Origin of the sequence: Salinisphaera orenii subsp. halophila YIM 95161, from assembly GCF_003732545.1 — a bacterium.
In the GTDB taxonomy this organism is placed as follows: Bacteria; Pseudomonadota; Gammaproteobacteria; order Nevskiales; family Salinisphaeraceae; genus Salinisphaera; species Salinisphaera orenii_A.
The window spans coordinates 22,510-34,704 of the sequence record NZ_AYKF01000064.1 but is presented as its reverse complement, the minus strand read 5'-3'; the positions used below and the strand labels follow the sequence as shown (position 1 = coordinate 34,704).

Here is a 12,195-nt window from a genome sequence, read left to right as displayed (position 1 = left end):
GGCGTTTGGACAAGGTAGTGCTCGACGACATTTCGGCGCGCGGGCTGGCCGGACAGCTCTTCGGCCTGATCGCGCTGGCCTTGTGCGTGGCCGGGTTCGCCAGCAAGCGCGACGACCGGCTCTTCTTCCTCCTGCTGTTCGCCAATGTGGCGTTCGCGCTGCAGTTTGTCATGTTTCGCAGCTGGACGGCTGCGGCGATTGCCGCGCTGATCGTGCTGCGTATTCACCTGGTTCGCCGCTACAAGGGCCACGCCGCAGTGATGCTCGCCATGTGTGCGGCCACGCTCGTCGCAGCGGCGCTGACCTGGAGCGCGCCGCGCGATGCCTGGGCGCTCGCCGCCGGGCTGATCGGCACCTATGGCATGTTCATGCTCGCCGGCATTCCCATGCGCTGGCTGCTCGCCGTCGCCGCTTTCTGCTGGGTGGTGAGCAATCTACTGGTGGGCTCGCTCGGTGGCACCCTAGCCGAATTACTCATTCTCGTGACCAATCTCGTCACGATCGCGCGCCTGTATCACGCATCGCGGGCGATCTAAGACGACCGGCCCAACACCCGGATCATCCAGCTTTAGCCCGCAAGAGCATGGCCAAGCGCTAATCGCCCTTGATCATGATTCCAGACAGTCATCGTGATCGCCTCTGCCCAGCCCCACGATCGATCGCTGCCGGTTTTCATGTGCGAACAACTCGGCTGACGGTCGAGTAACGCACGCCGAAGGTGGCCAATGGCTTACGCAACCGGCATATCGTGCGCGGCGCTTCTCTGCCCGGATCTTCGAGATGGGAGAAAGACGGCGATGGCCGCCAGGTACTTCAAATTGCCGATGCCTAGGTGGTGCTATGATGTATGTGTGTTAAATCACCAACGCTGCGAATCATGCCCCGACTCACCATCACACTCTCGGACGAGCGTCGGACCGCACTAAAGGAAGCTGCCGCGAGCAGCGGCAAGACCATCACTCAGTTGATCGATGAAAGCCTCGACGCGTACGGCATTAAAACCCGTGCGCGAGCAGAGGACTTACTCGCCCAGGCGCGTCAACGCGCCGGTTTGGACGAAGACCGGGCACTGGCACTGGCTATAGAAGAAACCGACGACGCCCGCCGTAGGAAATGATCATCGTCGACACGAACGTCATCGTGGCGGGCCTTATCACCCACAACCCGGCAGCGCCGACTGCCCGATTGCTGGATGCCGTAGTGAGTGGTCAGGTGCGACCTTTATTGTCTGCCGCGCTACTCGACGAATATCGCGCCGCGCTGTTGCGGCCGAAGATACGCAAACTCCACGGTCTCGGCGAAGCTCAGATCGACGAGCTACTGGCCCGCATCGTCCACCATGCGATGTGGCGCGAACCGGCGGCCAGCGGCTCCAGTGCGCCCGATAAGGGCGACAATCACCTCTGGGATATGTTGTACGCAGAGCCCGCTGCCACGCTTGTCACAGGCGATCTGCGCCTACTCGATACACCGCCGTTCGAAGCCCGAGTCGTTCGAGTTCAAGATTACGATCCCGACCCTCACTAATCTTCAGAACACTTTCGACTTTGTACGCTTTTGACGCCGTTGCACGGGAATTGGGCGTTGCGACGGGCGTCTACGAAACGCGTTCGGCGGCCCGCACGACTCGGCTGACGGTCGAGTAGTGCACACCGAAATGCGTGCCGATCTCGGCCATGCTGTAACCGCCGGACGCATAGGCCGCCGCGATGGCTTCGTTGCGCGTATTGCTCCGGGCGGCGTACTCGGCCAGCGACCGGGCGCGACCGGCGCGTTGTGCGCGCGGCACTTCGGCAAGCGAACGATTGGACTGCTCGAGCTTCGACCGCATGCGATCCACGAACGCGTCGTCGCCCAGCAGCACCTGATTGACCAACGCGGCCCACGGCGCCGGCTGGCCGCGGCCTTCGCTCACGAAGCGTCGATACGCGAGCTGCGATTCCTTCAGCCGCTCGCCGAAGGCCGACAGAATCCACTCGGTCGTCAGAAAACGCGGCACGCCCGCGCGCCCCGCCGTCGCGCGGTAGCTGCTCCAGGGCCAGTCGCCGGCGCTACGCGTCATGTCCGCGCGTACCGGGTTGAGCACGATATAGCGCGCCACCTCCAGCAAATACGCCTCCTTCTGCACGAGGATCGCCTTGTAGCGCCCCTGGAGCAGATGCCCGACCCGGCCGTGCCGGCGGTTGCTGTACTGGGTATACACACCGTTCAACTGCCGCATGCCCTTCGACAGATTGCCGTCCGGCGTCTCGATGAGCAGGTGGTAGTGGTTGGTCATCTCGCAATAGGCGTGCACCAACCAGTTGAAGCGGCCGGCCACGTCGGCGAGCACATCGAGAAACGCCTGGCGGTCCTCGTCGTCCTCGTAGATCGGCTCGCGTCGATCGCCGCGGGCGGTGACGTGGTAGAGCGCACCGGCGAATTCGAGGCGTAAGGGTCTAGCCATATCGGGTTAAAGGCCTCTGCCCGATTCCGGGCGCCGCCTAATGGCCCAGTCGGCGCTACGCGGCAATGCATGCAAGCGCGCCACGGCGCTACAGCCGCTGATTGCCGTCACGGCGAATGATCTCCAGCGCATGTCGCACCGCATAGTAGAACGCTTCATTACGGAGTGTGTGCAACATCAGAATATTACGATCGACTCTGCCCCTGCGGCGGCCCAGTGCTGTCGCGGCAAGCTCCCGCAAGGTACCTGTCACAGTGCCGTCGGTAGGAAACTTCGACGAGCAGCGCGCCAGACGCTGAGCCATACGGCCGTGATAGGTTTTCAAACTCATCGCTTCGTGACGCGCTTCGTATTCCCCGGGCTCGAGCTTGCGGTTCAACGCATCGAGATCGATACGCTCCGAAGCTGACGAGAGCTCCACGACGCCGTTTTCGGTGTGGTGAAACACGGGCTCGAACGTCATCGGTCGATCGCGCTGCAAGCGCAGCTTCACGGCATAGCTGTGGTGACTCTGGCCCGTCGCCGGTCGTTTCCTGTTGAACTGGAAATTGCCCAGGCTGTAAACGATCAGCGAGTCGCCCCACCATTCCCACCCCTGGGGCACGTGTGGGTGACAACCCAGGACCGCGTCCGCACCCAGCGCGCAGAGATGGCGATACCGTTCCCGCCATTCCTTCTGCGGAATGGGCCATTTCTCCAGCCCGGCATGGCTGAAAACCAACACGAAATCGCAATCGCGCTTCAACTCCAGCACCGTGCGATCAAGCCGGGGATGATTGATCCACCCATAGCCGGCTGCGCCTTTGGGCGCATTCAGGTCGAGCACACCGAACTGCGCCTCGCACGCGTTCACCATACCGATCCGGACGCCGTCGATCTCCTGCACGACGGGACGATACGCGGCGTCGGCGTCCTCGCCCGCACCGATAGCGCCCAAACCCTGCTCACCGACCGCTTCCAGGGTCGCGCCAAGCGCCGCCTCGCCGTAATCCATGATGTGATTATTGGCGAGCAGCAGCAGATCGAAACCTTCCTCGCGAAGCTGCGAGATCACTTCCCTGGGCTGGCTCAGATGCGGTCCCGCCTTGATGATCGGCCGACCATGACCCTGGATAGGCGCCTCGAAATTGCAGACGGATAGATCGGCCGCCTGGATCTCGCGCACCAACGACGCACCGCACAACGCACCGCCCCTGTATTCGGTATGGACGACGTCACCACAAACAAAGATATCGGGCATCGGTACCGAGTCCTCTCCGCACTAGGGATATGGCGCAACGCGTTGCAGCCAAGCTCACACGTCGCGATAACCGTGTGTATTGCCAAATCGCTACGCGAATGTCTTCCGGCAGAGATGGATGTGCGGCCTCATTTGGCCTCGCTCTTTTGCGCTCGACGACGCGTATGAACAAACCAGCTCTCTTGATCTGCAGACCGTTGGCTGCGGCGCTAGCGACAAGACTTGACTATACGCCATTTTGATAAATGCACAATGCAAGACCTGACCCCGAGCGCGTCTTCACACCTAGCGAAGCGGGGTCCGATTTTTGGCAACGTCCCTACACCGCGCATCCAATTGATGCGCGATTTGCTGAATCAACTTTTCGGTTAGAGGTGCGCTTGGAGTTTTGGGAACCATGCCCTCGACCTCGCGAGCACTGACCACATTGACGTCAGACTTGCCGGTGCGCGTAACGTACCAGCCGGGTAACGCTACGACTGCCTTTGTGGTAACTCGCTCGCCGACCGCAGACGCAAGCCATTTAGACAACCAAGCGGCGTTTCGCCGCGCCTGCTCAATAGGCGCATCCGTTGAATATCCCGCAAAATCAATTTGCTCGCCGTTGTACGTCGCCCGCCACATATCTTCAACGCCCTCACGACGCTGCTTCATCCGCGCCTTCGTTTCTATCGCATAGACTCCACCTGGACCAACAGCAACATGGTCAATATTAAACTTCTCGCCTTCCAGATCGTGGAAAACGGCGTAGCCGCGGCGCATAAGGTGGTTGAGTTCTTCGCCGGTCGCGAGCTCCCCCTCCCAGCCAAGTCGCTTACGTCGCAACTCGCCTAGCAGGCGAAGCCAACGAACTGTCTGGTATAGGGAATAAGCGCCTAGCGCAATCAGGCTAACGACCAACGAAACGCCGAACGACAAACCGAGAGTGGCGAGCGCCACAAGACCAATAACTAAAATGCCGACGCCAAAGATAACCACTTCGAAGAGAAGGTAAGCGCCATCGATCTGAAGCCGCGCCACCTCTTGCCCAAGCGTATAACCAGGCGGGCGTAAAAGACCTTGGGTAAGTGGATGACGCCGCTGAAGCCGTTTAATCTCCCGATAGTTCCAGCGCTCTCGGAGCCATAACGCCACAACCAGCGGCAACATCGGAAGCAACGGCGCAAATCCGACGAGGTAAAGATATTGAGTCATTTGTCACTCGCGCTACGGCCACCTCTCAACGCTAGCGCGCAACGCAAGAGAATGCAAAACACAAGACCTGACCCCATTGCTCTGGTCGATTCTACCGATGTGGCAACGCAAGACCTGAACCCATTGCTCCCTCATGGTTCGCCTCGCTGTTTTCTTGAACTTGAAAGCCGGAATCAGGCCTTGCACGGTGCCGAAGCACCAGCTTACTTAGGCTCAACAGACCGCACCAACTCAATATCCTTCCTAAGCATCTCGTTAGCCAAGTCACGCAACGGAATGCCTAGCGCCGCCGCGCGCGCCCTGAGAAACACCGTAACCTCCAGGTCGAGATATAGCGGCACATTGTCCGACGTTCCGGGCCGATAGAATTTGCCGCGCTCGGCACGGCTCCAATTCCTCACCTCAGGAATATCCGACGTATCGATATCGTCGCCCGACATGGCGGCCAACCGACCTAGCTCTCGGTCCGCGGAATCAGGCTTGTTGGTATTATTTTCGCTCATGGCGTGTAGCACTGAGATGACGCGAATAATCTCATCATCTTGACGCTCGCGGATTACGTGGGCAACCAGGACGAACGCAAAGCCGGCGACTCCGTCTATCGCTTCTCGGTTCACGAGCCACGTCACCGACCGGAACGATCTACCACCCTACTTAACTTACTTCGATTTTGGTGATGTGGCAGTGCAAGATCTGACCCCATTGCTCTGGCAGTGCAAGATCTGACCCCATTGCTGGTTCCGGTTTCCGGGTCTTCTTCGCACGGCCTCATTCGCCTTGGCAGCGCGGTTGTAACGAGAACGCAAATGGTCTTTTACGACAATTCTTTCCGAAACGTCGCTCGCTCGACCCGGTTCATCAATCTGAACTCGACAAAGCCGTCGAATTACTCAATCATCGACCTAGAAAACGGCTCAGCTATCGAACGCCCCACGAAGTGCTCACGCAGAATGGCCGCGTTGCGATTGGAACGTGAATCCACCTTGAGGAAGCGTCCGAATCCGACGCTTAATTTACCCAACCGTGACAACCGGACCAGCTCAGTCTGTCCCCTATTACGCAATGACGCATGCGACAAGAATCAGGAATCTTTTATTTCCAGCTCTCTATGAAGCATTTTATGTATTTTTAGCTGGTTCGATCTTTTAACTTCAGACTTTCCGATGTATGGCTGGTCTATATGGGACCAAGAGAACGTATCTAAAGAGCTAACCTTAATTCCGATCGCGCCTATTCTGTAGAAACAAGCGATTAACTCGTAGACTAGGTCAAATTGTTTTATTTTAGAATCAGGCGAATAGAATCTATCCATGCACGCAACACAGGGATCCGAGCTTCCTGATCCACATACCACTTCTGCAACCGACTCAATACGATCCTCATTCAAATCGGAACGGGTAAAACTCGACTTTAGACCGCGCAACACTTCGAGCGTATCGATAAGATTTGGATATATTTCTTCCCACTCTTCTTTGAGAGAGTTCATGCGCTTGCGGGAATATACGGCTTCTGCGCCACGGATAACGCGCCAAGAAATCCCCCCTCTATCAGCGGCTAACTCAAAACACTCATTGACGTATTGAAGAGCGTCTCTCGGCCTGAACAAGGTGCGCTCGATAATATAATCTTCGGGCTTCTGCCCGCCACCTTTCTTAGGGCTAGGGAAAATATCTGAAAAACTTAGGGAACGACCAGTGTATTGATCTTCGAAAATTTTATTCAGACGCTTTTCTATCAATGCCTTAATTTCGCCTTCGCCCCAACGCAACGAGCAAATCAAAGACTCATACTTTTCTTGCTGAAAGCCCGATCCCCTGGTCTTATCGAAAATAATCTGCAAAAGATCAACACGCAAAGCAATTATGATCTTTATCTGACCAATATTGCGGAAATATTTTATTTCTTCAATGAGCGCTCGTATAAATTGAAGACGCGTCTGCGTATCGGCCCAATCTTCATCCAGTTTGTCGATTAGAATGTAGTAACGTTTTTGCCGATCGCGGAAGGCATAGTCGCCAAGTAACTGCACAACTTGATCAAGCTTCTGAATTTGAATTTTATTTACAGCTTCTGAAGCTCTCTGTTTCAGCTCAGTCCTAGTTTCTTCTGATAAACGGCGCGCGCCGTTTGCGGAGAGATCTAACGCTTCGCCATTCGCCTTTAAATTGGCTTGAACATCCTTTGAGAACTTTTTAGTCAACTCTTTTAGATGCTCATCTGTATTTATCCAGAAGCGATCACCCCACTCAGAAAAATAATCCAAAGCTTTTTTCTTTGCCTGATCTTTGCCCGCCCAGGCTTTTATAGAATTCCAGAACCCACGACTATCGCTTTCACTCTTTAGTTCATACCTTAATTTGACAAGCTCAACAGTCAGAACATGTCGCCAAAGCACGCGGTAAAATAAATCAAGCTTGATTCCGAGTTCGTTCAAAAACTGGATTATATTTGAATTCTCCAGAAACCTTACCGAAACATCGTGTGGATCGAGCATCGATGCATGTTCGGCTTGACGCTGGAGTCGGAGCAGCAGAGCGGTTTTGCCGCTCCCGGTTCGTCCAGCTATAACGGCCTTGGGATCTTCGACGTCGGCTAGAAGATCGATATCCCCCTTATCGTAAAAGCAAGCCTGCATGAGCTGTTCATCAGCTTCAGCATCTAACTCCCCAGCTTTGAGGTTTTTACGAATTGCGAATTGCTCTTGTTTTCTTGCCATAAAAAAAGCGGGCTAGAAGCCCGCTCCTAATTTGATGGGTTAATCCCAGCTCAAAGCCCCACCACTTTGATACTCAATAACCCGAGTCTCAAAGAAGTTCTTCTCCTTATTGAGGTCCATCATTTCGCTCATCCACGGGAACGGGTTCTCCGCACCGGGATACAGCTCGGCGAGGCCGATCTGCGAGCAGCGACGGTTGGCGATGAACTTCATGTACTCGTCGAACATGGAGGCGTTCAGGCCGAGCACGCCGCGGGGCATGGTGTCGTGGGCGGATTCGATCTCGAGGTGCATGGCCTCGTCGATCTTGGCCCGCATTTCCTCCTGGAAGCTCTCGGTCCAGAGGTGCGGGTTCTCGATCTTGATCTGGTTGATGACGTCGATGCCGAAGTTCAGGTGCATGGACTCGTCGCGCATGATGTACTGGATCTGCTCGGCGGTGCCGGTCATCTTGTTGCGACGGCCGAACGACAGGAACTGGACGAAGCCGGCGTAGAACCAGATGCCTTCGAAGATGACGTAGAAGGCGATGAGGTCGCGCAGGAACTTCTGGTCGTTCTCGGGTGTGCCGGTGGTGAAGTCCGGGTCGTTCAGGCTCTGGGTGAACTGCATGGCCCAGGCGGCCTTGTTGTGCACGCTGGGCAGCTCGCGGTACATGTTGAAGATCTCGCCCTCGTCGAGGTTGAGGCTCTCCACGATGTACTGGAAGCAGTGGCCGTGCACGGCTTCCTCGAACGCCTGGCGCAGCAGGTACTGGCGGCATTCGGGGTTGGTGAGGTGCTTGTAGATGCCCAGCACCAGGTTGTTGGCCACCAGCGATTCGGAGGACGAGAAGAAGCCGAAGCCGCGCTTGAGGATCATGCGCTCGTCGTCGGTCAGGCCATTCGGGTCCTGCCAGGTGGCGATGTCCGCGGCCATGTTCACTTCCTGCGGCATCCAGTGGTTGGCGCAGGCGTTGAGGTACTTCTCCCAGGCCCAGGTGTACTTGAAGGGCACGAGCTGGTTGACGTCGGCGCGGCAGTTGATGATCTGCTTTTCGTCGACGGAGACGCGGTCGCCGCCGAGCTCGACCTGTTCCAGCCCGGTGACGGACTCGCCGGTCTCGTCTTCCGGCGCCGCCTCGGCGGTCTTGTCGAGCGCGAACGGGTCGGGCGATTCCCCGGCCGGATTGGGGTGGGTGGACGTGCCGGGGCGCGGGGCCGGCGTGCCCTGGCGCGGGGTGTCTTCGAAGTCGAGCATGGCGTTATCCCTTGCGTGTAACTGGCGGTTCGCTGTGCGTGAGGCGCGCCCGGGCGCGCCGTGATCTGTCCGGAGCCGGGGCCATCGGCCGCGTGTCGGCGCAGCCGATGCCCCTCGTCGATGGGCGGCGCGGCCCGGCCGTCGTCATGTGGTGTCCGCGTGTCATGGCGATCGGCCGGTCCGCTGCCCGCGCCCGCCTACTGGCAGGCCTCGCAGTCCGGGTCGTCGATGGCGCAGGCCATGGGCGCGGTCGGCTGGGCTGCCGGGGCGGCGGTGGCCCCGGCCGGCGCGTGCTGCACGCCGTTGCTGGCCGAGCCGTTGCTCCCGCCCTGACCGGTCGCCGAGGCCGTGGGCCACTCGCCGCCGCCGGCACCCGAGGCCGAGCCGCCGCCCGCGGCGGGCGCCCCGCCGCTGCCGTGGCCGCCGTGGTTGACGGCGTTCAGGCGATGGTCGGTGACCGTGGATTTCTCCACGTGGGTCGCGCCCATGGTGCGCAGGTAGTAGGTGGTCTTCAGGCCCTTTTTCCAGGCCAGCTTGTAGAGCTCGTCGAGCTTGCGGCCCGATGGTTCGGCCATGTAGAGGTTCAGGCTCTGGGCCTGGTCGATCCACTTCTGCCGGCGCGAGCCGGACTCGACCAGCCAGCGCGGGTCGATCTCGAAGGCGCATTTGTAGAGCACCTTGAGCTCGTCCGGGATGCGGTCGATGGCCTGTACGGAACCGTCGTAGTACTTCAGGTCGTTGGCCATGACCTCGTCCCACAGCTCGAGGGCCTTGAGGTCCTCGACCAGGTACGGGTTGGCCACAGTGAACTCGCCCGACAGGTTCGATTTGACGTACAGGTTCTGGTACGTCGGCTCGATGGACTGCGACACGCCGGTGATGTTGGCGATCGTCGCGGTCGGGGCGATGGCCATGGTGTTGGAGTTGCGCATGCCGACCTGTCCGATGCGGCTGCGCAGGGCCTCCCAGTCCAGCGTCGCGCTGTCGTCCTGCTCCAGATATGGTTCTCCGCTCGGGGCTTCACCCCGGTTCTCGCGCAGCAGGCGGATGGAGTCGATCGGCAGGATGCCCTGGTCCCAGAGGCTGCCCTTGAAGGAGCTGTAGGCGCCGCGCTCCTCGGCCAGGTTGGTCGAGGCCTTGATCGCGAAGTAGCTGATCTGCTCCATGGAGCGATCGGCGAACTCGACGGCCTGTTCCGACTCGTAGGGCAGCTTGAGCTTGTACAGCGCGTCCTGGAAGCCCATCAGGCCCATGCCCACCGGGCGATGCCGCAGGTTGGAGTCGCGCGCGGTCTTGACGCTGTAGTAGTTGTACTCGATGACGTTGTCGAGCATGCGCATCGCGGTGTTGATGGTGCGCTCGAGCTTGTCGACGTCCAGCACGCCGTTGTCGATGTGCTGCGGCAGGTTAACCGAGCCCAGGTTGCAGACCGCGATCTCCTTGCCCGGCGAGGTGTTGAGCGTGATCTCCGTGCACAGGTTGGAGCTGTGCACCACGCCGCGGTGCTGCTGGGGGCTGCGCAGGTTACACGGGTCCTTGAAGGTGAACCACGGATGGCCCGTTTCGAACAGCAGGCTCAGCATCTTGCGCCACAGATTGACCGCGGAGATCTTCTTGAAGTTGGTGATCTCGCCGCGGGCGGCCTTGGCCTCGTAGCCCGCATAGGCCGCCTCGAAGGCCGCGCCGGTCAGATCGTGCAGGTCGGGCACGTCGTTGGGCGAGAACAGCGTCCATTCCTCGTCATTGAGCACGCGCTTGACGAACAGATCCGGGATCCAGTTCGCGGTGTTCATGTCGTGCGTCCGGCGCCGGTCGTCACCGGTGTTCTTGCGCAGGTCGAGGAACTCCTCGATGTCCTTGTGCCAGGTCTCGAGATACGCGCACACCGCGCCCTTGCGCTTGCCGCCCTGGTTGACCGCCACGGCGGTGTCGTTGACGACCTTGAGGAACGGCACCACGCCCTGCGACTTGCCGTTGGTGCCCTTGATGTGGGCGCCCATGGCGCGGACGTTGGTCCAGTCGTTGCCCAGGCCGCCGGCGAACTTGGATAGCAGGGCGTTGTCCTGCACCGCCTCGTAGATGCCGTGCAGGTCGTCGGCGACGCTGGTCAGATAGCAGGACGAGAGCTGCGGGCGCAGCGTGCCGGAGTTGAACAGCGTCGGCGTCGAGGACATGAAGTCGAAGCTCGACAGCAGCTTGTAGAACTCGATCGCCTTTTCCTCGCGCTCGATCTCGTTGATCGCCAGGCCCATGGCCACGCGCATGAAAAACGCCTGCGGCAGCTCGAAGCGGCGCGATTCGTAGTGGATGAAATAGCGGTCGTAGAGCGTCTGCAGGCCGAGATAGGTGAAGCCCAGATCGCGGTCGGCGATCAGCGCGCGGCCGAGCCGGTCCAGATCGTACTCGCCCAGGCGCGGGTCGAGCAGTTCGTGCTTCACGCCGCGGGCGATGAAGTCCTTGAAGTACTCGGGATAGCGCTCGCGCATCTCGGCGTGGGTGGCGTACTCCACCGCGTCGTCGGCGAGGAAGGTCAGCGCCTCGTGGCGCAGCTTGTCCATGAGCAGGCGCGCGGCCACCGTGCCGTAGTTGGGCTCGGCCTCGAGGCGCTGGCGCGCGGACAGGATGAGCGCGGTCGACAGCTCGTCCTCGGTGATGCCGTCGTAGGCGTTCTTGAGTGTGTCGGCCAGCACCTTCTCGTCGGAGACGCCGGCCACGTCCGCACAGGCCTCGTCGATGACGCGCGTCAGCCGGTCGCGGTCCAGCGGCGTGACGGTGCCGTCGTTGAAGGAGACGTTGATCTCGTTGGACACGGCCTCGCCGGCGCCGGTCTCGGCCTGCTTGGCCGCGCGCTCGCGGGCGCGCTCCTCGCGATAGAGCACGTAGGAGCGGGCGACCTTGTGCTCTCCGAAGCGCATCAGCGCCAGCTCGACGTAGTCCTGGATGTCCTCGATGTGGACCGCGCCGCCGCCGGGCAGGCTGCGGGTCACACCCGAGACGACCTGCTCGGTGATGTCCTTGACGGTCTGGCGGATGCGGCTGGAGGCCGCGCCCTGCCGGCCCTCGACGTCGATGAACGCCTTGGTGACGGCGAGCTCGATCTTGGAGGCGTCGAACGGCGTGACCTTGCCGTTGCGCCGGATGACCTTGTGGCCGCCCGGCGCAGTCGCCTCGATGCTCGCCCCGTCCGACGCCGCCGGCTGCTGCGTGTGCGCCGTCGGGCGCTCGGAAACCTCTGTCTGCTCCATGATGACTCCGCGCTGGTGGCGGCGCGCGCCTGATCGCGCGCCGCTGGAAAACTGGCTGTGCCCGGGCCGCGGCGTCTGGCGCACGGCGACCGTTGCATGAAACTCTACCCCACTA

At 59.9% G+C, this 12,195-nt stretch carries 10 protein-coding genes and 1 pseudogene; 4 read left to right on the top strand and 7 right to left on the bottom strand.

All coding sequences use genetic code 11. From position 1 onward, the window contains the following. Window positions 1-17 precede the first annotated feature (17 nt). From SAHL_RS04345 to SAHL_RS04335, 3 genes are all read left to right on the top strand, one after another. A complete protein-coding gene (locus SAHL_RS04345; protein ID WP_123590200.1) occupies window positions 18-536 on the top strand; it encodes a YgjV family protein in 519 nt (172 codons plus the stop codon). Between the two features lie 341 nt (window positions 537-877). Then, complete coding sequence (locus SAHL_RS04340) at window positions 878-1,117, top strand: CopG family transcriptional regulator (RefSeq protein WP_123590174.1); 240 nt, start codon at window positions 878-880, stop codon at window positions 1,115-1,117. After that, window positions 1,114-1,527 carry a putative toxin-antitoxin system toxin component, PIN family gene (locus SAHL_RS04335; protein WP_123590173.1) on the top strand — a complete coding sequence of 138 codons (414 nt, stop codon included), beginning with the start codon at window positions 1,114-1,116 and terminating at the stop codon, window positions 1,525-1,527. Before SAHL_RS04340 ends, SAHL_RS04335 begins: the two co-directional genes overlap by 4 nt. A gap of 70 nt (window positions 1,528-1,597) precedes the next feature. Here SAHL_RS04335 and SAHL_RS04330 read toward each other — a convergent pair whose 3' ends face one another. The 4 genes from SAHL_RS04330 to SAHL_RS04315 form a co-directional block, all read right to left on the bottom strand. Next, a complete protein-coding gene (locus SAHL_RS04330; protein WP_123590172.1) occupies window positions 1,598-2,446 on the bottom strand; it encodes a transposase in 849 nt (282 codons plus the stop codon). Window positions 2,447-2,534: 88 nt separating this feature from the next. Then, the gene (locus SAHL_RS04325) at window positions 2,535-3,686 is read right to left on the bottom strand and encodes a CapA family protein (RefSeq protein ID WP_123590171.1); all 1,152 of its coding nucleotides are present in this window, start codon (window positions 3,684-3,686) and stop codon (window positions 2,535-2,537) included. Window positions 3,687-3,971: 285 nt separating this feature from the next. Then, window positions 3,972-4,880 (bottom strand): nuclease-related domain-containing protein, encoded by a 909-nt coding sequence (locus SAHL_RS04320; RefSeq protein WP_123590170.1) that lies wholly within the window; start codon window positions 4,878-4,880, stop codon window positions 3,972-3,974. A 203-nt stretch (window positions 4,881-5,083) separates the two neighbouring features. Next, entirely contained in the window at window positions 5,084-5,383 is a 300-nt protein-coding gene (locus tag SAHL_RS04315; RefSeq protein WP_245968383.1) for a hypothetical protein, read from the bottom strand. Between the two features lie 248 nt (window positions 5,384-5,631). Here SAHL_RS04315 and SAHL_RS18575 point away from each other — a divergent pair. Further along, window positions 5,632-5,856: pseudogene (locus SAHL_RS18575) on the top strand (transposase); the annotation flags it as partial. Window positions 5,857-5,961: 105 nt separating this feature from the next. Here the strand turns inward: SAHL_RS18575 and SAHL_RS04310 are convergent. The 3 genes from SAHL_RS04310 to SAHL_RS04300 form a co-directional block, all read right to left on the bottom strand. Next, a complete protein-coding gene (locus SAHL_RS04310; RefSeq protein ID WP_123590169.1) occupies window positions 5,962-7,596 on the bottom strand; it encodes a P-loop ATPase, Sll1717 family in 1,635 nt (544 codons plus the stop codon). 39 nt (window positions 7,597-7,635) lie between these two features. Further along, entirely contained in the window at window positions 7,636-8,835 is a 1,200-nt protein-coding gene (locus tag SAHL_RS04305) for a ribonucleotide-diphosphate reductase subunit beta (RefSeq protein ID WP_123590168.1), read from the bottom strand. A gap of 197 nt (window positions 8,836-9,032) precedes the next feature. After that, complete coding sequence (locus tag SAHL_RS04300; protein ID WP_416235843.1) at window positions 9,033-12,083, bottom strand: ribonucleoside-diphosphate reductase subunit alpha; 3,051 nt, start codon at window positions 12,081-12,083, stop codon at window positions 9,033-9,035. Window positions 12,084-12,195: the final 112 nt, after the last annotated feature.